This is a genomic window from Streptomyces tateyamensis, assembly GCF_003205575.1.
Taxonomy (GTDB): domain Bacteria; phylum Actinomycetota; class Actinomycetes; order Streptomycetales; family Streptomycetaceae; genus Kitasatospora; species Kitasatospora tateyamensis.
In genome coordinates, this window is sequence record NZ_PYBW01000080.1 from 17,440 (window position 1) to 37,871 (window position 20,432).

Genomic DNA, 20,432 nt, shown 5'->3' on the forward strand with positions numbered 1-20,432 from the left:
CCTTGTGCGTCATGAAGGTCCTCCACCGACGGCGCGGCGCCGTCCTCGTCAACTCAGTGCTCGGCGCGGCCCTGCTGGTCGGCGGTGTGCTGGCCTACACCACGGTGAACAGCACCAGCAGCGCGGCGGCCGGCAAGTCGGCCACCCGCACGGCGACCGTGACCAAGGGGACCGTCCTGGCCACGGTGTCCGGATCCGGCACCCTCTCCTCGCCCACCGACGCGGGCCTGGACTTCGTCACCGGCGGCAGGCTGACCGCCGTCAAGGTGGCCGTCGGCGACACGGTCACCCAGGGCGAGGTGCTCGCCACCGTGGACACCACGGCCGCCCAGCAGCAGGTGGCCGCCGCGAACAGCGCGCTGAGCACCGCCCAGGCCGGCCTCACCGCCGCGCAGGCGAACCTGGCCAAGGCGCAGGCCGGCACCACCACGAGCAGCCAGGTCCCGGTCAACGGCAACGGCGTGGTGCAGTCCTCCTACACCAGCAACCGCCCCTCCGGCGGCGCCACCGCGCCGACCGCGCCGCCCGCGACGGCCGGCCCGGCCGCGGGCGGCGGCGGGAACGGCGGCGGGAACGGCGGCGGCACCGGCAGCGTCCCGCAGCCGCAGTACACCACCGTCACCACCACCAAGGTGGACGACGCCCAGGTCGCCCAGGCCCAGCAGCAGGTCACCCAGGCCCGGCAGCAGGTCACCACCGCGCAGACCAACGTGACCAACGCCCAGGCCGCGCTGGCCGGCACCACGCTGACCGCGACCGTCTCCGGCACGGTGGCCTCGGTCGGCGGCAAGGTCGGCGACACCGTCTCGGGCACCGGGGCGAGCTCCGGTTCCGGCGGCAGCGGTTCCGGCACCAGTAGCAAGTCCGGCACCGGCTCCAGCTCCAGCAGCACCCCGTCCGGCTTCATCGTGGTCACCAACCCGACCGGGATGCAGGTCACCGCCTCCTTCTCCGAGCTGGACTCGCTCAAGCTGAAGAAGGGCGAGGCGGCCACCGTCACGCTCAACGCGCAGTCCGACACCGTGCTCAACGCCTCGGTGCTCTCGGTCAGTTCGCTGCCCAGTTCGAGCAGCGGCAGCGGCAGCGGCGCGGTCCAGTACGGCGCGGTGCTGCAGATCAACGGCGACACCAGCAAGCTGCGCACCGGCCTGAGCGCCACCATCTCGGTGGTCACCGGCGAGGCGGACAACGCCCTCTCGGTCCCGGCCGCGGCGCTGTCCGGCACCGGCACCAGCCGCACCGCCACCGTGGTCAAGCCGGACGGCACCAGCTCCCGGGTCCCGGTCACCGTCGGCGTCCAGGGCGACTCCACCGTCCAGGTGGTCTCCGGCCTGAACGAGGGCGACAAGGTGGAGATCGTGCCGACCACCACCGGCGGCAGCAACGGCTTCCCGAGCGGCTCCTTCCCCGGCAGCTTCGGCGGTGGCGCCGGCGGCGGCCGCACGGGCGGCGGCACCGGGGCCAAGGTGTCCTCCGGCAGCCGGGGCGGCAACTGATGGCCCGTCGGTCCCGCAAGCCGCAGCCGGCGGCCGCCGTCACCCCGGCCGGCCCGCCGCCGCCGGTGATCCGGGTCCGCGGCCTGACCAAGTCCTACGGCCACGGCGACGCCACCGTGCACGCGCTGCGCGGCCCGGAGGACCCGGTGGACGGCAGCCCGCTCGGCGTCGACCTGGACATCGAGCAGGGCGACTTCGTCGCGGTGATGGGCTCCTCCGGCTCCGGCAAGTCCACCCTGATGAACATCCTGGGCTGTCTGGACGTGCCCACCACGGGCCGCTACCTGCTGGACGGGACCGACGTCGGCCACCTGGACGAGCAGCAGCTCTCGCTGGTCCGCAACCGCAAGATCGGCTTCATCTTCCAGTCCTTCAACCTGGTGCCGCGCACCACCGCGATGGCCCAGGTGGAGCTGCCGCTGGCCTACGCCGGGGTGCGGGCCGCCGAGCGGCGGCGCCGGGCCGAGGCGGCGCTGGCCCTGGTGGGCCTGGCCGACCGGGCCGACCACAAGCCCAACGAGCTCTCCGGCGGCCAGCAGCAGCGCGTCGCGGTGGCCCGGGCCCTGGTCACCGCGCCGGCCATGCTGCTGGCCGACGAGCCCACCGGAAACCTGGACAGCCGTTCCACCGAAGAGGTGCTCGCGATCATCGACGGACTCAACGCGACCGGACGAACGGTCGTGCTGATCACCCACGAAAACGAGGTGGCCTCGCACGCCAAGCGGGTGCTGCGGCTGGTGGACGGTCAGATCGTCTCCGATCTGCGGCAGGGCCCGGTCGACGGGCCGCCGCCGGTGCTGGCGGCCCGTCAGTCGGCCACCCGGCAGGCCGGGCAGCTGATCGGGGGTGCCCGGTGATCCTCTGGCAGATGATCAGATTCGCGCTCGCGGGACTGGCGGCCAACAAGGTGCGCTCCGGGCTGACCATGCTCGGCGTGTTGATCGGCGTGGCCTCGGTGATCCTGCTGCTGGCGGTCGGCAACGGCTCCTCGGCAGCGGTGAAGAACTCGATCACGGCGCTCGGCACCAACTCGCTCACCGTCTCCTCCGGGGCCGGCGGCGGCGCCCGCACCGCCTCCACCGTCAAGAAGCTGACCGTGGAGGACGCCCGGGCCCTGGCCGACCAGGCCAACGCCCCGGACGTGAAGTCGGTGGCCCCGGTGGTCACCACCTCGGCCGCCGCGGTCTACGGCGACATCTCCTACACCCCGGGCCAGGTGATCGGCACCTACCCGGCGTACTTCGAGACCGCCAACCAGAAGATCGCCACCGGCGACTACTTCAGCAACGACGACGTGCTGAACTCGCGCAAGGTCGCGGTGATCGGTTCCACCACCGCCAAGCAGGTCTTCGACTCCGAGGACCCGATCGGCAAGAAGATCAGCCTCGGTGGCACCCCGTTCACCGTGGTCGGGGTGCTGGCCACCAAGGGCGCCACCGGCTTCAACGACCCGGACGACGTGGTGATCGCCCCGCTGCCGACCGTGCAGAACGCCTTCACCGGCTTCGGCTCGGTCAGCCAGATCCTGGTCCAGGCGACCTCGGCGGACACCACCACAGCCGCCCAGTCCGAGATCACCCAGATCCTGATGGGCACCCACCAGCTCACCGACCCGAGCAAGCTGGACTTCCGGGTCAGCAACCAGACCTCGCTGCTGTCCGCGCGGGAGTCCACCAGTCAGACCTTCACCGTGCTGCTCGGGGCGGTTGCCGCGATCTCGCTGCTGGTCGGCGGGATCGGGATCACCAACATCATGCTGGTCACGGTGACCGAGCGGACCAGGGAGATCGGCATCCGCAAGGCGCTGGGCGCGCCCAAGGCGGTGATCCTGGGCCAGTTCCTCACCGAGTCCACCCTGCTCTCGGTGCTCGGCGCCGGCCTCGGGGTGGCGGTCGGGATCATCGGCTCGCACTTCAGCGTGGTCGGGATCAAGCCGGTGGTGATCCCCTCCTCGGTGTTCGGCGCCTTCGGGATCGCGGTCGCCATCGGCCTCTTCTTCGGCAGCTACCCGGCCAATCGGGCCGCCTCGCTGCGACCCATCGACGCCCTGCGGCACGAGTGAGGAATCCCATGTCCAGTCAGAACAGCGACCTGGTGCGGGCCGACACGGTCCGGCTGCCCGCGGTGGCCCTGGAGCCGCAGTCGGCGCTCGACCCGCAGGCGGCCGCGCACATCGAGCTGCTGTCCACCGCGCCGGACGCCCGCGACATCAGCGCGGAGCTGGCCGCCCCGCCGCGGCGCAAGCTGCCCTGGCTCAGCCTGGCGCTGGCCGGCGGGGTGATCGCGGTGGCCGCCTTCACCGGCGGTGCCTGGTACCAGAAGAACAACGGCAACACCTCCGGCGGCTCCGGCCGGGCCGCGTTCACGGCGGCAGCGGCGCAGCGGGCCGGCGGTCAGAACGGCGCGACCGGCGGCACTGCCGGTCGGCGCGGGTCCGGCGCGGGGGCGGGCGCCGGTGCCGGTGGCGGCCAGGGCGGTTTCACCCGCGGCACGGTCAAGCTGGTGGACGGCAGCACCGTCTACCTGACCGACGCCAACGGCAACATCGTCAAGGTGACCACCGGCGGCTCCACCAAGGTCTCGGTCACCCAGGACGGCAAGGTCGCCGACCTGCAGCCGGGCCAGAGCGTCACGGTGGTCGGCACCCCCGACGGCTCGGGCGGCTACAGCGCCTCCCAGCTGGTCGAGGGCGGCAGCACCACCGGCTTCGGCGGCGGCTTCGGCGGCGGAGCCGGCGGCCCGGGCGGCGGCGGCCCGAAGAGCGGCGGCTGAGGCGCGCCCGGGGAAGGTGGCTGCCCGTCAGATCACTGGCTGACGAGCGGTCACCTTCCGCATTTCCAGACCTCGGGGCCTAGGCGGGCAAGTTGAACGTCCGACAGAATGGCCGTGGCACCGGTCCCGTTGTCACCGTGCCGTCTGACACGTCTTCCCGGGGGAACCACCTTGTCCACTGCCGCTACTCCGCCCGCCCCTGCCCGGAAGGGCCGGGCGGCCGCTCTCGGCTGGCTGATCAGCATCGCCTTCAACGTGGTGGCGCCGATCCTCATCTACAACCAGGCCCGCTCGCAGGGAGCCGGCGACTTCACCGCGATCCTGCTCTCGGGCCTGGGCCCGGTGCTGGACATCGCGATCTACCTGGCCTGGCACCGCCGGGTCGACGAGTTCGCCATCGTCTCGATGTTCTTCGTCGCCCTGACCGGCGTGGTCTCGCTGATCGGTCCGCACGACGCCCAGCTGCTGCTGGCCAAGGACTCCGCGATCACCGGCCTGTTCGGCGTGCTCTGCCTGGTGACGCTGCTCGCGCCGCGGCCGCTGATGTTCTACTTCGGCCGCAAGTTCGCCACCGACGGCACCCCCGAGCAGGCGGCCTGGTGGAACGGCCTGTGGCAGTTCGAGAGCTTCCGCACGGTCCAGCGCAACCTCACCATCGGCTGGGGCCTGGCCTACCTGGCCGAGGCGGCGCTGCGGATCGTGGTGGTCTACGGCACCTCGCGGGCCACCGCGGTCGCGGTGAACAACATCCTGCCGTACGTGGTCACCGCCGCCCTGGTCTTCTGGACCATCAGCTACGCCCGCCGGGCCCAGGCCAAGGGGGCGGCCCGGGCGGCCGCCGCTGCCGAGGCGGCCGCCGCCGCAGGGCAGGCCGTGGCCTGAACCGGCCCGGGCCGGACGGCCACCGCCTGCACCGCGGCGGCCGTCCGGCTCATGCATTTCTCACGGACTTCGCGTAACCTCCGAACCCATCATCCGATCGGACGACAAGCCCAGGACCGGGAGGCCCGCCCCTGATGTCAGGGATCGCACCCGTCACCTCCGCTCCCGCCGCCCCGGGCGCCACCCGCGCCGGCGGCGAGGCGTTCCTGCTGGTGGTCGACGACGAACCGAATATCCGCGAACTGCTCTCCGCCTCGCTGCGCTTCTCCGGCTTCCGGGTGGAGTCGGCCGGCACCGGCGAGGAGGCGCTGGCCGCGATCGCCGTCGAGCGCCCGGACCTGGTGGTGCTCGACGTGATGCTGCCCGACCTGGACGGCTTCACCGTGGTGGAGCGGCTGCGCGAGCAGACCCGCCGCCAGCAGATCGCCAACCCGGCCGGCCTGGCCGCCCGGCCGGGCCGCCCGCGTCCCGGCGACCACCTGCCGGTGCTCTTCCTGACCGCCAAGGACGGCACCGAGGACAAGGTGCACGGCCTGGCGGCCGGTGCCGACGACTACGTGACCAAGCCGTTCAGCCTGGAGGAGCTGATCGCCCGGATCCGGGCGATCCTGCGCCGGGCCGGCGGACCGGCCGAGGACGGCCGGCTCACCGTGGCCGACCTCACCCTGGACCCGCTGGCGCACGAGGTGACCAGGGACGGCAAGCCGGTCTCGCTCTCGCCCACCGAGTTCAAACTGCTGCACTACCTGATGGCCAACGTCGGCCGGGTGGTCTCCAAGGCGCAGATCCTGGACCACGTCTGGGCCTACGACTTCGGCGGCGACCTGAGCATCGTCGAGTCGTACATCTCGTACCTGCGCCGCAAGCTGGACTCCGGCCCGGACCACGGCCCCAAGCTGATCCACACGGTGCGCGGCATCGGCTACGCGCTGCGCCGCCCGCCGCAGCAGTCGCAGGACTGAGGTGGGCGTGCCGCTGCGCCGGCTGCGGGGCTTCACCGGCCGGCTCTCGCTGCGGTCCCGGTTGCTGGCGCTCTCCCTGGTGCTGGTCTTCACCGGCCTCGGGGTCAGCGACGTGGTGGTGCTGGGCACCGTGCGCTCGCAGCTGACCGGCCGGATCGACCAGCAGTTGCAGCGCCTGGGCAGCCAGGCCTCCTACCGCAGCGGCCAGCGCGGCCTGAACGGCAGCGTGTCGCCGTTCGCGGTGGACCCGTCCAGCAGCGGACTGGCCGTCAAGCGCGGCAACCCGTACCTGCCCAGCCAGTACGAGGTGCGGATGCTCGACGCCGACGGCAAGGTGCAGCGGGTGCTGCGCCAGCCGATGGCGGCCACCGACCCCGAGCCGGTCCTGGCGGACCTGACCCCCAAGCTGCTCGCCACCCACCTGGGCCGCCCCTTCGACGTGCCCGGCCAGCGCGGCGGCCCCTGGCGGGTACTGGTCGAGCCGGTCACCCGCAACCCCGCGGCCACCGGCACCAGCCCGACCTCCTACGTCCTGGTCGGCGTCTCGCTGGACGAGGTGGACTCCACCGTGCAGAAGCTGCGGGTCGCCTTCCTGGTGATCGGCGGCGCGGTGCTGGTGCTCGCGGTGGGCCTGGGCGCGCTCGCGGTGCGGGCCGGGCTGCTGCCGCTGCGCCGGATCGAGCGCGGCACCGAGCTGATCGCGGCCGGCGAGCTCTCCTACCGGATGCCCGAGTTGCCGGGCGGCACCGAGGTGGGCCGGCTCTCGCTGGCGCTGAACGGGATGCTGGACCAGATCGAGGCCGCCTTCGCGGCCCGGGCCGCCTCCGAGGCCCGGATGCGCCGCTTCGTCGCGGACGCCTCGCACGAGCTGCGCACCCCACTGGCCGGGATCCGCGGCTTCGCCGAGCTCTACCGGATGGGCGCGCTGGGCTCGCAGGCCGAGGTGAAGCGCACCATGGACCGGATCGAGGCCGAGGCGGTCCGGATGGGCGGCCTGGTCGAGGACCTGCTGACGCTGGCCCGGCTGGACGAGGAGCGCCCGCTGGACCTGGCCCCGATGGACCTGCGCACGCTGGCCGCCGACGCGCTGCACGACCTGACCGCGCTGGACCCGAGCCGGCCGGTGGCGCTGACCGGACCCGGCGGGCTGGGTGCGCCGGGGGCGGCGGCGGTGCTGGGGGACGAGGCGCGGCTGCGCCAGGTGGTCACCAACCTGGTGGGCAACGCGGTCAAGTACACGCCGCCGGGCACCGCGGTGCGGATCGGGGTGGGCGCGGTGGCGGACGGCTGCGTGCTGGAAGTGGCCGACTCCGGACCCGGGCTGACGCAGGATCAGGCGGACCGGGTGTTCGAGCGGTTCTACCGGGTGGACGTCTCGCGCAGCCGGCAGGAGGGTGGCGGCGCCGGGCTCGGCCTGGCCATCGCCTCCGGGTTCGCCCGGGCCCACGGCGGCACCCTGACCCTGCGCACCGCCCCGGGCGAGGGCGCCGTCTTCCAGGTGCTGCTGCCGCGCGCGGCCGCGGACTGAGTTCGCCGCCGGGCCCGGTCGACCCCCGTCCGGGTGGTGCGCAGCCGGTGTAAGGCAGGACACACACCCCCGCCGGATTCACCAGAAAATCCGTAGGTCATACTGTCATCAAGCTTGTGAACGTGTTCACGTTCACAAGCTCGCAAGCTTTGACATGGATTGGTGTGCTTGACGGCAAAGCGCACTTTTGTCGGCTTGCTGAGGCAGGATTCTGGGTGAAACCAGGTCAGATCGGACAGTTCTCGGCAAGGAAGAGGCCGAAGTGGAGCTAGCAGTCGCTCACGAGACCATCGCCCGGTGGCAGTTCGGTGTCACCACCGTCTACCACTTCCTCTTCGTCCCGCTGACGATCAGCCTGTCCGCCATGGTGGCCGGGCTGGAGACGGCCTGGGTGCGGACGGGCAAGGAGAAGTACTTCCACGCCACCAAGTTCTGGGGGAAGCTCTTCCTGATCAACATCGCCATGGGCGTGGTGACCGGGATCGTGCAGGAGTTCCAGTTCGGGATGAACTGGTCCGACTACTCGCGCTTCGTCGGCGACGTGTTCGGCGCGCCGCTGGCGATGGAGGCGCTGATCGCCTTCTTCTTCGAGTCCACCTTCGTCGGCCTGTGGATCTTCGGCTGGGACAAGCTGCCGAAGAAGCTGCACGCCGCCTGCATCTGGGTGGTCGCGGTCGGCACCATGCTCTCCGGCTACTTCATCCTGGCCGCCAACTCCTGGATGCAGCACCCGAACGGGTACACCATCGACCCGGTCACCAAGAAGGCCCAGCTCACCGACATCTCCAAGGTCCTGTTCCAGGACACCACCCTGGTGGTGGTCTTCCACACCCTGACCGCCGCCTTCCTGACCGGCGCCGCCTTCATGGTCGGCATCGCCTCCTACCACCTGTGGAAGGCCAAGCGCCGCCCCGAGCGGAGCGACGGGCGCCAGGTCGCCTCGATGCGCACCTCGCTGCGGCTGGGCCTGGTGCTGGCGGTGGTGGCGGGCCTGGGCACCGCGATCAGCGGCGACTCGCTGGCCAAGGTGATGTTCGAGCAGCAGCCGATGAAGATGGCCTCCGCCGAGGCGCTCTGGGACACCCAGGGCCCGGCCCCGTTCTCCATCTTCGCCATCGGCAACGTCAACGAGGGCCACAACTCGGTGGAGCTGGAGTTCCCCGGGATACTGTCCTTCCTCGCCAAGGGCGACTTCAGCTCCGCGGTGCCGGGCATCACCGACACCGCCAAGGCCGAGGCGGCCAAGTACGGCGGCAACCCGAACGACTACATCCCGAACATCTTCATCACCTACTGGGGCTTCCGGTTGATGATCGGGTTCGGCATGACCTCCTTCGCGGCCGGGCTGCTGGGCCTGTGGACCACCCGTCGCAAGTTCTGGCTGGCGCCGGACAAGCGCACCGGCGCGGACGAGCCGCCCCGGCTGATGCTCACCAAGCACCGCGAGCTCGGCCCGGCGCTGACCAGGTGGAGCTGGCGGATCGGGATCTGGACCATGGGGTTCCCGCTGATCGCCAACAGCTTCGGCTGGATCTTCACCGAGATGGGCCGCCAGCCCTGGGCGGTCTTCGGCCTGATGACCACCGCGAGCGGGGTCTCCCCCAACGTGGGCACCGGCACCCAGCTGACCTCGCTGATCGTCTTCACCGCGCTCTACGCGATCCTCGCGGTGATCGAGGTCAGACTGCTCGTCAAGTACGCGAAGGCCGGCCCCGACGTGGCCGAGCGCCCGCCGGCCAAGGACCCCACGCTGCGCGGCCCGTCCCCGGACGAGGACGCCGACCGGCCGCTCGCCTTCGCCTACTGAGAACCAGGGGATCGACATGCAACTCCACGACGTCTGGTTCCTGCTGATCGCCGTGCTCTGGATCGGCTACTTCTTCCTGGAGGGCTTCGACTTCGGGGTCGGCATCCTGACCCGGCTGCTGGCCCGCGACCGGGCCGAGCGGCGGGTGCTGATCAACACCATCGGGCCGGTCTGGGACGGCAACGAGGTCTGGCTGCTGACCGCGGGCGGCGCCACCTTCGCCGCCTTCCCGGACTGGTACGCCACCTTGTTCAGCGGCTTCTACCTGCCGCTGCTGGTGATCCTGGTCTGCCTGATCGTGCGCGGCGTGGCCTTCGAGTACCGGCACAAGCGCACCGGCGAGCGCTGGCAGCGCAGCTGGGAGCTGGCCATCTTCTGGACCTCGCTGCTGCCCGCCTTCCTCTGGGGGGTGGCCTTCGCCAACATCGTGCACGGCGTGGACATCGACCGGGAGAAGAACTACGTCGGCTCCTTCTGGGACCTGCTCAACCCGTACGCGATCCTCGGCGGACTGGTCACCCTGGCGCTCTTCACCTTCCACGGGGCGGTCTTCACCGCGCTCAAGACGGTCGGTGACATCCGGCTGCGGGCCCGGGTGCTGGCCCAGCAGCTCGGGTTGCTGACCGCGGTGCTGGCGCTGGTCTTCCTGGTCTGGACCCAGGCCCACCGGGGCGACGGCTGGAGCCTGGCGGCCCTGGTAGTGGCGGTGCTGGCACTGGTCGGCGCGCTGCTCGCGCTGCGGGCCGGCCGGGAGGGCTGGGCGTTCCTGCTCAGCGGCCTGACCGTGGTGGCCGCGGTCGCGATGCTCTTCCTCAGCCTCTTCCCGGACGTGATGCCCTCCACCCTGGACCCGGCCTACAGCCTGACCGTGACCAACGCGGCCTCCTCGCCCTACACGCTCAAGCTGATGACCGTCGTGGCCGCGGTCTTCACCCCGATCGTGCTGCTCTACCAGGCGTGGACCTACTGGGTGTTCCGCAAGCGGATCGGGGTCCAGCACATCCCGGCCGAACAGGGCTGAGCCCCCTCACCGGAAGGCAGCGTCATGCGACCCGTCGACCCCCGACTGCCGGCCCAGGCCCGGGCGGCCCGCGGCTTCCTGGCCGCCTCGGTGCTGCTCGGCGCCGCGGGTGCCGGGCTGCTGCTGGCCCAGGCCACCCTGATCGCCGAGCTGGTGGTGCGCTGCTTCCAGCAGGGCGCCGGCCTGGCCCCGCTGCGCACCCCGCTGGCCCTGCTGGCAGCCGTGGCGGTGGGCCGGGCGCTGGTCGCCTACCTCACCGAGCTGGCCGCGCACCGCTCGGTGGCCAGGGTCAAGGAGCAGCTGCGGGCCCGCCTGCTGGACCGGGCCACCGCGCTGGGTCCCGGCTACCTGGCCGGCCGGCGCACCGGGGAACTGGTCGCGCTGGCCACCCGGGGCATCGACGCGCTGGACGACTACTTCGCCCGCTTCCTGCCGCAGCTGGCGCTGGCGGTGGTGGTCCCGGTGGTGCTGCTGGCCCGGATCCTGGGCGCCGACTGGCCCAGCGCCGCGATCATCGCCGGCACCCTGCCGCTGATCCCGCTCTTCATGGTGCTGATCGGCTGGACCACCCAGGGTCGGATGGACCGTCAGCGCCGCTCGCTGGCCCGGCTCTCGCACCACTTCCTGGACGTGGTGGCGGGCCTGCCCACGCTCAAGGTGTTCGGCCGGGCCAAGGCCCAGGCCGAGGCGGTGCGCCGGATCACCGAGGAGTACCGCCGGGCCACCCTGCGCACCCTGCGGCTGGCCTTCGTCTCCTCCTTCGCGCTGGAGCTGCTGGCCACCGTCTCGGTCGCGCTGGTCGCGGTCTCGGTCGGCTTCCGGCTGGTGGACGGCTCGCTGGACCTGCGCACCGGGCTGCTGGTGCTGGTGCTGGCGCCCGAGGTGTACCTGCCGCTGCGTCAGGTCGGCGCGCTCTACCACTCCAGCGCCGAGGGGCTGGCCGCGGCCGGCGAGGTCTTCGAGGTGCTGGAGACCGCAGGCCCGGCCGCCGGCACCCGCCCGGCGCCCGCGCTGGCCGGTGCCTGCGTGCTGCTGGACGGCCTGACGGTCACGCACCCCGGCGCCCCCGCCCCCGCGCTGGACGGCGTCTCGCTGCGGCTGGCACCGGGCCGCACCACCGCGCTCACCGGCCCGAGCGGGGCCGGCAAGAGCACCCTGCTCTCGGTGCTGCTCGGCTTCACCGCGCCGCAGGCCGGCACCGTCACGGTGCGCACCGCCGACGGGCGCGAGCACCCGCTGGCCGAGCTGGACCCGGCGAGCTGGCGGGCCCAGATCGCCTGGGTGCCGCAGCGCCCGCAACTGTTCGCCGGCACGGTGGCCGAGAACGTCCGGCTGTCCCGGCCGCGGGCCGGGGCGGACGAGCTGCACGCGGCGCTGGCCACCGCCGGTGTGCTGGAGTTCGCCGCGCCCGGCACCGTGCTCGGGGAGGGCGGGGCCGGCCTGTCGGCGGGTCAGCGCCAGCGGCTGGCCCTGGCCCGGGCGCTGCTCGCCGACCGTCCGCTGGTGCTGCTGGACGAGCCGACCGCCCACCTGGACCCGCAGACCGAGGCCGCCGTGGTCGAGGCGGTGCGCACGCTGACCGCCGACCCCGCCCGCACCGTGCTGCTGGTGGCGCACCGGCCCGCGCTGCTGGAACTGGCCGAGCAGCGGGTGGCGCTGACCGCGCCCGCCGCGGCGGCGGTGCCGGCCCAGCAGCGGGCGGGCGCCGAACTGCCGGGCCCGCCCGAGCCGGTGGGCGAACCGCCCGCCCCGCTGCCCGAGCTGCCCGTGCTGCCGGCCGGCCAGGGACCGGCCCTGCGCCGGATCTCCCGCCTCTTCCGCACCGCCGAGGCCGGCCGGCCTCGCCGCCGCTTCGCGCTGGCCGTGCTGCTGGGTGCGCTGGCCCTCGGCTGCGCGGTCGCCCTGCTGGGCACCTCCGGCTGGCTGATCTCCAAGGCCTCGACCCACCCGCCGGTGCTGTACCTGATGATGGCGGTCACCGCGGTGCGTGCCTTCGGGGTGGGCCGCGGCGCCTTCCGCTACGCGGAGCGGCTGGTCTCGCACGACGCGGTGCTGCGCACCCTGGGTGCTTTGCGGGTGACGGTCCACCAGCGGCTGGAGCGGCTGGCCCCGGCGGCGCTGCCCGCCTTCCGCCGCGGCGACCTGCTCTCCCGGCTGGTCGCGGACGTGGACGCGGTGCAGGACTGGTACCTGCGCTGGCGGCTGCCGGCCGCGGTCGGCCTGACCGTCTCGCTGGCGGTCTCGGCGGGCCTGGCGCTGCTGCTGCCGGCGGCCGGGGCGCTGCTGGCGCTCGGGCTGGCGCTGGCGGGCCTGGCCGTCCCGGCGCTGGCGGCGCGGCTGTCCGCCCGGACGGAGCGTCAGCAGGCGCCCGCCCGGGGCGCGCTGGCCACCGCGGTGCTGGACACCTGCACCGGCACCGCCGAGCTGACGGTGGCCGGCGCGCTGCCGGCCCGGCTGGCCGCGGTGCGCACCGCCGACCGGGCGCTGACCGCGCTGGCCGCGCGCTCCGCCGCCACCACCGCACTGGGCGCCGGCCTGACCGCGCTGCTCACCGGCCTGACCGTGACCGCCTGCGCGGCCGCCGGCATCCGGGCGGTGGCGGCCGGAGAGCTGAACGGCCTGAGCCTGGCGGTGCTGGTGCTCGCCCCGCTGGCCGCCTTCGAGGCGGTGGCCCCGCTGCCCGCGGCGGTCCTGGTGCGCGAGCGCAGCCGGGCCGCGGCCGGGCGGCTGGTCGAGGTGCTGGACACCCCCGACCCGGTGGCCGAGCCGGCCGAGCCGGCCGCCGCGCCCGCCGACCCGTTCCCGCTCGCGGTGCGCGGCCTGCGGGCGAGCTGGCCCGGGCAGTCCGGGCTCGCGCTGGACGGCGTCGACCTGGACCTGGCCGCCGGCCGGCGGATCGCCGTGGTCGGCCGCTCGGGCGCGGGCAAGACCACGCTGGCCCAGGTGCTGCTGCGGCTGCTGGAGCAGCGGTCCGGCACCGTCACGCTGGCGGCCGGCCGTCCACAGGCTGTGGACAGCCGCGCGCTGGACGGCGACGCGGTGCGCGCGCTGATCGGGCTCTGCGCCCAGGACGCCCACGTGTTCGACAGCTCGCTGCGGGAGAACCTGCGGCTGGCCCGGCCGGACGCGACCGAGGCCGAGCTGCGGGCGGCGCTGGCCGCGGCCCGGCTGCTGGACTGGGCGGCCACCCTGCCCGAGGGGCTGGACACCATGGTCGGCGAGCACGGTGCCCGGCTCTCCGGCGGCCAGCGCCAGCGGCTGGCACTGGCCCGGGCGCTGCTGGCCGGCTTCCCGCTGCTGATCCTGGACGAGCCGGCCGAGCACCTGGACCTGGCCACCGCCGACGCCCTCACCGCGGACCTGCTGGCGGCCACCGCTGACCGGGCCACGCTGCTGATCACCCACCGGCTCGCGGGCCTGTGCGAGGTGGACGAGATCCTGGTGCTGGAGCGGGGCCGGGTGGTGGAACGCGGCAGCTGGGCCGAGCTGACGGGCCGTCCGCAGGGGCGGCTGCGCGCGATGTGGGAACTGGAGAAGGCGGCGGACCGGTTCGCGCCCGGTACCGTCGCGGCCTGACCTCCGTACCGTCGCGGCGAGCCGCGCGGAGCACTCTCGCGGCCTGACCGCGCCTCCCGGCGGAACAAATCACACCGAATTACCCTCGTTGCCATGGACCTCCCCGCCGACGAGCCCCAGGACCGGCCCCCGCCACCTCCGCACCGGGTGCCGGAGATCTCCTCGCTGGGCCTGGACACCCTGGTCACCGAGGTCTCCGAACGGCTGCAGTCCGCCGCGGCGGTGACCGACCGGATGCAGCGGCTGCTGGAGGCGGTGGTCTCGGTCGGCTCCGGCCTGGACCTGCACGCCACCCTGGAGCGGATCGCGCAGGGCGCGGCCGAGCTGGTGGACGCCCGGTACGCGGCCCTGGGCGTGGTCGCGGCGGACCGCAGCGGGCTCTCCGACTTCATCCACGTCGGCATCGACCAGCAGACGGCGGCCCGGATCGGCGACCTGCCGCAGGGGCGCGGGATCCTCGGCGCGCTGATCGACAAGCCCGAGCCGCTGCTGCTGGACGACCTGACCGTCGACCGCCGCTCGGCCGGCTTCCCGCCGCACCACCCGCCGATGCGCTCCTTCCTGGGTGAGCCGATCCGGATCCGCGACGAGGTGTTCGGCAACATCTACCTGACCGAGAAGCGCGGCGGCGGCGGGTTCACGCCGGAGGACGCCCAGGTGCTGCACGCGCTGGCCGCCGCCGCCGGGGTGGCGATCGAGAACTCCCGGCTGTACGAGGAGGGCCGGCGCCGCGAGCGGTGGATCGCCGGTGCGGCGGCGCTGGCTACCGCCCTGCTCAGCGGCGACCAGGCGCACTCGGCGCTCGGGGTGGCCGTGGAGCGGGTGCGCGAGCTGGCGGACGCGGCGCTGGGGATGATCATGCTGCCCACCGGGGACGGCGGGCTGCGGGTCTCGCACGCCTCCGGGGCGGCGGCCGGCCAGGTCGAGGGCGAACTGGTGCCCGGGACCGGGTACGCGGCCCGGCTGCGCGACGGCGAGAGCGTGTTCATCGAGGACATGTCCCAGGACCCGGCGCTGGTGATGCGGGCGGCCCGCCGGTTCGGGCCCTCGATGGCGCTGCCGATGGTCTCCGCCGGGCGCACGGTGGGCGCACTGGTGCTCTGGCGCGAGCGCGGGGCGCGGGGCTTCGCCGAGTCCGAGAAGCAGCTGGCCGCGACCTTCGCCGCGCAGGCGGCCCTCGCGCTGCGGCTGGCCGAGGGCCAGCGCGACCAGCAGCGGCTGGCGGTCTTCCAGGACCGCGACCGGATCGCCCGCGATCTGCACGACCTGGTGATCCAGCGGCTCTTCGCCACCGGGATGATGCTGGAGAGCGCGGCCCGCCGGGCGGTGGTGCCCGAGGTCAAGCAGCGGCTGGCCACCGCGGTGGACGAACTGGACGCGACCATCCAGGAGGTCCGCACCACCATCTACGCGCTGCAGCACGACGAGCAGGAGGACGAACCGGACACCCTGCGGGCCAGGGTGCTGCGCGAGTGCAGCCAGGCCGCGGCCGCGCTCGGCTTCCGGCCCTCGCTCGCCTTCAGCGGGCCGGTGGAGGACCTGATCAGCGACGGTACGGCCCGTCAACTGATGGCCGCGCTGAGGGAGATGCTCTCCAACGCGGCCCGGCACGCGCGGGCCTCGCGGGTCAGCGTCGAGCTGGACACCACGGTCTACCTGGACTCCGCCGGACACCCGGCCTCCGGCGACCCGCAGGCCCCGCTGCGGCCCGGTCGCCCCGGCGTGCTGCTCACCGTCACGGACGACGGGGTGGGCATCCCGGAGGGCGGGCGGCGCAGCGGGCTGGCCAACCTGCGCCGGCGGGCCGAGAGCCTGGGCGGCGCGGCCTGGCACGAGCCGGGCCCGGGCCGCCGGGGCACCCGGGTGCGCTGGTCGGCCCGGCTCTGACGGTCAGTGGGCGGCCGGGGTCCAGGCGTGGGCGGCCAGCCGCTCGTCCACCGGGGCACCGGTCAGCCGGTTGGCCAGGGTGGACATGGTGTAGGTGCCGATGCCCAGCACCACCTCCAGCGCGTTGCGGGTGGTGAACCCGGCGGCCTGGAAGGCGGCCAGCGCCTCGGGCGAGGCCGCGCCGGTGGTGGCCAGCACCTCCAGGGTGAACTGCCGCACCGCCTGGAGCCGGGCGTCCGGCAGCGCTCGGCCGTCGCGCAGCGCCTCGATCAACTCCGGTGCGGCGCCGAGCCGGTGGAGCAGGTCGGTGTGCATCGCCACGCACAGGTGGCACTCGTTGCGGGTGGCGACGGTCATCACCAGCACCTCGCGGGCCAGCGGGTCCAGGGTGCTCGCGGTGAACAGCGCGTTCGACTTGGTGAAGGCCTCCAGCAGTTCGGGCGAGTTGGCCAGTCGGGCGACGGCGGCGGGCAGGTGGCCCAGGTGCCGGGTGATCGCGGCCATGGTCGGGCGGGCCGCGGCGGGCGCGGTGTCGAGGGTGTGGTCGGGGAAGGGGTTCGTGGCGGTGGTCATGGCGGGGTCCTTCGCAGATCCGTAAAATGGACAATGCGGTTGACTAAAAAGGTAAACCAGGTTGTCTATCGATGCAAGGAGCGCGGCCATGACCGAGACCGACGGCTACGGGTTCGAGCTGCCGCTGCTGCTCTTCGCCGGATTCCGCTCGATCATCGACGAGCTGCACGCCGAACTCGCCCGCGAGGGGCACCCGCAGGCGCGGCCCGCACACGGCTTCGCGCTGCAGGCGGTCGGCCCGCAGGGTGCCACCGCCAGCGAGATCGGTCGTCGGCTGGGCATCAGCAAGCAGGCGGCCGGCAAGACCGTGGACCGGCTGGAGGCGCTGGGCTACGCCGCCCGGGTGCCGGACCCGCGCGACGCCCGCGGCCGGCTGGTGGTGCGCACCGCGCGCGGCACCGAGCTGCTGGCCCGCTCCGCCGAGCTCTTCGAGCAGGTGCGGGCCCGCTGGGCGGCCGAGCTGGGCGCCGACCGGGTGCGGGCCATGGAGCAGGACCTGCGGGCCATGGTGCCCTCCCCGCTCTTCCGACTGGACGTCTCGGGCTGGCTCGGCTGAGTTCCGGCAACCGCTCTCCGTGCCCCGCCGCCGAGCTGCCGGATCGTCAACTCCCCTGCCAGACTTGCAGATCCGCTGAAGATTAACGGGGGAGAACTTCCCGGCCAATAGACCTGCCGAACCGCGCTGTGCCCAGGTCAGCACACATACGGTTGACCTGCTCGGAAACCGAGCACGAGATCTCTACGCGACACCCACCGCCCTGGCCGCCAGCGGCGCCCCGGGGGTCGGGGACTGGGGCGGGTGGGGCCAGGGTGGGCCAGGACGGCGGGGGGCGGACGGAAGCGCAGTCCCTGCGGGGCGGCTTCCAGGTGGAACGGGCGGCCAACGGCCGCTACCAGTGGCAGTTGAAGGCGCCCAACGGTCGGGTGGTGGCAGTGTCCGCGCCGGTCTTCGACACTGTGCCGGAGGTGCACCGGGCCTTCGCGGCGCTGCGGGCGGAGGTCGGTGAGCTGACCGCCCGGATCACCCATGTGCGGGACGGGATCGGCTGGATCTGGGTGGTGCCGGGGCCGCGCGGGCTGCCCGAGGCCCGCAGCAGCCGGGCCTACGAGCGGTACGCCACCTGCCAGAACGCCTTCCGGCGGTTCGTCGCGCTGGTGGAGCGGCTGCCGGTCGAACCGCCGGAGCGGGAGCGCTCCCCCGGACCGCCGCGCGTTCCGCTGACCCCGTCGGTGCCCCGTGACGACGATGTCTGACCGTCCGGTGCCGGGCGCCGCACGGTCCCGCGGGCCGCGGCTGCTCGCGGTGCAGGGGACCGGGCGGCTGGTCGGCTGGTCGATGGCGGCCGGCAACGGGCGCCAGCTCGCGGTGTCCGCCCGGCTCTACCGCTCCGAGGCCGAACTGGTCATCGCTTTACGCGAGTTGCTGATCGAGCGGGCCTCACTGCGGTACGCCTTCGGGCAGGACGCGGCCCGCGCCTGGGGCTGGTCGGCCTACCTGCCGCCGCGCAGCACCCGGGCTGACCCGCAGAGCGAGGAGCCGGTGGCCCGCAGCGCCCGCGGCTACCTCAGGCGCGACCAGTGCCGCCAGGGCGTGGTCAGCTTCAAGGCCGGACTCAGCGCGCTGGAAAGGGAGTTGCGCACCGGCGGCCAGGACGGCCGATGGCCCTGGTGACGGTTCGACGGCCGGCGGCACCGCACGGCACGGCACTGGACGAGCGGCCCGGGGGAGATCCCCCGGGCCGCTCGTCGTGGCGGGGGCGGCGGTTCGGTGGCCTGGAGGTTGCCGCGGGCGACCCGACCCGCCACCGCGAGAAGAACGTACGGCGGTGTGCGGGGCGCGGCACCCGGTCGCCCGGTGCACGAACCACCGCAGGGGGCCAGCAACTAAACCTCCAAGTCGACAAAACCTCTGAATTCACCGGCACTTGGCCAGCTGACCGGGGTGCTTCCGGGGTGGACGGCGACGGATGAGGATCAGTCCCGCCGGACGGGCCGGGAGATCGGCGGCCCACCGGTGCGGGACCGATCCGGTCCCGACAACGCCATGCGTCCCTCTCCCACCGGAGGAATTGCACCATGCGTCACACCGCTGCCAAGCTGTTCGCGACCCTCGCGATCGCCACCTCGCTGGCCACCGTGGCCGCCGGTTCGGCCCTGGCCGACCCGTCCGTCACCCCGAACGCCGCGGACGTCGTGGGCGTGGGTTCGGACACCACGCAGGCCGTGCTGGGCCAGCTCTCCACCGACTACAACGCCTTCCTGACCGGCAAGGGCGACACCACCTCGCCGCGCCTGTACAGCTGGGACGCCACGGGCAGCAGCCCGATCACCACCAAGACGGGCGCCACCTCGATCACCCGCCCGAACGGCTCCGGCGCCGGCATCTCCGCGCTGAACGCCAACACCAGCGCCACGGTGAACTTCGCCCGCTCCTCGCGTGCCCCGCAGACCGGTGACCTGACCACCGACGACTTCGTGGCCTTCGCCAAGGACGGCGTCTCCTGGGCGGCCAACTCGGCGGGCAACGCCCCGGCCAACCTGACCACCGCGGACCTGGCGGCGATCTACACCTGCTCCAAGACCAACTGGAACCAGATCACCGACATCTCCGGCTACACCGGCCCGAACGCCACCATCAAGGCATACCTGCCGCAGATCAACTCCGGCACCCGCTCCTTCTTCCTGAAGGCGGTCGGCGGCGGCACCGCGATCACCCCGGGCGCCTGCGTGCAGTCGTACACCCCGGAGGAGAACGAGGGCACCGACTCGGTGTTCACCGACTCCAACGCGCTGGTCCCCTACTCCGCGGCCCACTACATCGGCCAGGTCTACGGCGGTCACACCACCTCGACCGACGCCCCCGGCCCGCTGACCGTCCGCAACACCGACGGTGTCGCCCCGGTGACCGGGACCCACACCCTGAACTCCAGCTACACCGCCACCGCGTACGGCCGCGTGGTCTACAACGTGGTCCGTGACGGCGAGTGGACCGGCACCGGTGCCAACCCGGCGCTGAAGGCCATCTTCGGCACCACCGGCTGGATCTGCACCAACGCCACCGCCAAGGCCGACATCCAGAGCTACGGCTTCCAGACCCTGGCCGTGGGCGCCTGCGGCAGCGTCACCCACCTGTGACCTGCAGCTGAAGCCTCCCGCTCCAGTCGCACCACCCGCAGTACCGCACCGAGTTCAACCGCCGGCGGCCAGGGGACTCCCCCTGGCCGCCGGGCCGTTCGCAGCCCAGGCCCGTGCACGAAGGAGATCATCATGTCCCGCACCAGCGTCCGCCTCACCGTCGCCGCCGTGGCCGTCGCCGCCCTGTCCGCCACCGCGATGAGCGACTCCGCCCTCGCCGCGACCACCACCACCGCGCCGACCGGCAGCCTGGTGATCCAGGAGGACAGCACCTTCCTCAAGCAGGCCGCTGCGAACGGCATCATCGCCGTGGCGCTGCCGAACGCGACCGCCGGCTACGACGCGGCCACCGGCCTGTCCGCCAGCTTCCCGGTGACCGGCGGCTCGGCGAACCTGAGCGGGTACTACGGCAACATCCAGCTCGGCGGCGGCCTGCTGCTGGTCAACCTGCACACCGGCAAGGCCGCGGTCTTCAACAACCTGGCCTTCAGCGCGGACAACTGGGCGGTCACCGGGGTGCCGCTGGGTGAGAGCGCTCCCGTCAGCCTGCTCGACCCGGTCGGCAACACCACGGTGACCAAGAACGCGGGCGTCCAGCTGCTGACCGCCGACGACCTGGAGATCGACGCCGCGGGCGCCCAGTACGCGGACACCAAGCTGGGCACCGCCTTCTTCACCGCCGGCCAGCACACCGGCACCGCCACCCTGACCTTCACCGCCGGCAGCTGACCCGGCGGACCGGGCAATCGCCAACGCTCTTGCGGCGGTGGCCGGTTGTGCCCCGGTTGGGGCC

General features: G+C 73.4%; 17 protein-coding genes. 16 read left to right on the forward strand and 1 reads right to left on the reverse strand.

Going from position 1 to position 20,432, the window contains the following annotated elements; genetic code table 11:
• Positions 1-11 precede the first annotated feature (11 nt).
• The 11 genes from C7C46_RS21000 (at position 12) to C7C46_RS21055 (ending at position 15,931) form a co-directional block, all read left to right on the forward strand.
• Positions 12-1,496 (forward strand): efflux RND transporter periplasmic adaptor subunit, encoded by a 1,485-nt coding sequence (locus tag C7C46_RS21000; protein WP_181442445.1) that lies wholly within the window; start codon positions 12-14, stop codon positions 1,494-1,496.
• Entirely contained in the window at positions 1,496-2,353 is an 858-nt protein-coding gene (locus C7C46_RS21005) for an ABC transporter ATP-binding protein (protein WP_110671428.1), read from the forward strand. Before C7C46_RS21000 ends, C7C46_RS21005 begins: the two co-directional genes overlap by 1 nt.
• An 11-nt stretch (positions 2,354-2,364) precedes the next feature.
• Positions 2,365-3,558: an ABC transporter permease gene (locus C7C46_RS21010; protein WP_245984650.1), complete on the forward strand. Its 1,194-nt coding sequence runs from the start codon at positions 2,365-2,367 to the stop codon at positions 3,556-3,558.
• 8 nt (positions 3,559-3,566) lie between these two features.
• Complete coding sequence (locus C7C46_RS35160; RefSeq protein WP_181442446.1) at positions 3,567-4,268, forward strand: hypothetical protein; 702 nt, start codon at positions 3,567-3,569, stop codon at positions 4,266-4,268.
• Positions 4,269-4,439: 171 nt separating this feature from the next.
• Positions 4,440-5,150, forward strand: coding sequence for a VC0807 family protein (locus C7C46_RS21025; protein WP_110671432.1), 711 nt, complete (start codon positions 4,440-4,442; stop codon positions 5,148-5,150).
• A gap of 134 nt (positions 5,151-5,284) precedes the next feature.
• The gene (locus tag C7C46_RS21030; RefSeq protein ID WP_110671433.1) at positions 5,285-6,112 is read left to right on the forward strand and encodes a response regulator transcription factor; all 828 of its coding nucleotides are present in this window, start codon (positions 5,285-5,287) and stop codon (positions 6,110-6,112) included.
• Between the two features lies 1 nt (position 6,113).
• Entirely contained in the window at positions 6,114-7,640 is a 1,527-nt protein-coding gene (locus tag C7C46_RS21035) for a sensor histidine kinase (protein WP_245984652.1), read from the forward strand.
• A gap of 262 nt (positions 7,641-7,902) precedes the next feature.
• Positions 7,903-9,447, forward strand: coding sequence for a cytochrome ubiquinol oxidase subunit I (locus C7C46_RS21040; RefSeq protein ID WP_110671434.1), 1,545 nt, complete (start codon positions 7,903-7,905; stop codon positions 9,445-9,447).
• A gap of 16 nt (positions 9,448-9,463) precedes the next feature.
• Entirely contained in the window at positions 9,464-10,468 is a 1,005-nt protein-coding gene (cydB, locus tag C7C46_RS21045) for a cytochrome d ubiquinol oxidase subunit II (RefSeq protein WP_110671435.1), read from the forward strand.
• A gap of 24 nt (positions 10,469-10,492) precedes the next feature.
• Positions 10,493-14,044: a thiol reductant ABC exporter subunit CydD gene (gene cydD, locus C7C46_RS21050; RefSeq protein ID WP_110671436.1), complete on the forward strand. Its 3,552-nt coding sequence runs from the start codon at positions 10,493-10,495 to the stop codon at positions 14,042-14,044.
• Positions 14,045-14,137: 93 nt separating this feature from the next.
• On the forward strand, positions 14,138-15,931 hold the full coding sequence (locus C7C46_RS21055; protein WP_110671437.1) for a sensor histidine kinase: 1,794 nt from the start codon (positions 14,138-14,140) through the stop codon (positions 15,929-15,931).
• Positions 15,932-15,934: 3 nt separating this feature from the next.
• On the opposite strand, the gene C7C46_RS21060 is transcribed toward C7C46_RS21055, so the two are convergent.
• Positions 15,935-16,504 (reverse strand): carboxymuconolactone decarboxylase family protein, encoded by a 570-nt coding sequence (locus C7C46_RS21060; RefSeq protein WP_110671438.1) that lies wholly within the window; start codon positions 16,502-16,504, stop codon positions 15,935-15,937.
• Between the two features lie 88 nt (positions 16,505-16,592).
• Between C7C46_RS21060 and C7C46_RS21065 the strand changes: the two genes are divergently transcribed.
• The 5 genes from C7C46_RS21065 to C7C46_RS21085 all read left to right on the forward strand — a co-directional run bounded on the left by C7C46_RS21065 (position 16,593) and on the right by C7C46_RS21085 (position 20,368).
• Positions 16,593-17,060, forward strand: coding sequence for a MarR family winged helix-turn-helix transcriptional regulator (locus tag C7C46_RS21065; protein WP_110671439.1), 468 nt, complete (start codon positions 16,593-16,595; stop codon positions 17,058-17,060).
• 254 nt (positions 17,061-17,314) lie between these two features.
• Positions 17,315-17,758, forward strand: coding sequence for a YegP family protein (locus C7C46_RS21070; protein ID WP_110671440.1), 444 nt, complete (start codon positions 17,315-17,317; stop codon positions 17,756-17,758).
• Positions 17,751-18,176, forward strand: coding sequence for a hypothetical protein (locus tag C7C46_RS21075; protein ID WP_146259159.1), 426 nt, complete (start codon positions 17,751-17,753; stop codon positions 18,174-18,176). Before C7C46_RS21070 ends, C7C46_RS21075 begins: the two co-directional genes overlap by 8 nt.
• Positions 18,177-18,580: 404 nt before the next feature.
• On the forward strand, positions 18,581-19,639 hold the full coding sequence (locus tag C7C46_RS21080; RefSeq protein WP_110671442.1) for a PstS family phosphate ABC transporter substrate-binding protein: 1,059 nt from the start codon (positions 18,581-18,583) through the stop codon (positions 19,637-19,639).
• A 132-nt stretch (positions 19,640-19,771) separates the two neighbouring features.
• Entirely contained in the window at positions 19,772-20,368 is a 597-nt protein-coding gene (locus tag C7C46_RS21085; RefSeq protein ID WP_110671443.1) for a hypothetical protein, read from the forward strand.
• Positions 20,369-20,432: the final 64 nt, after the last annotated feature.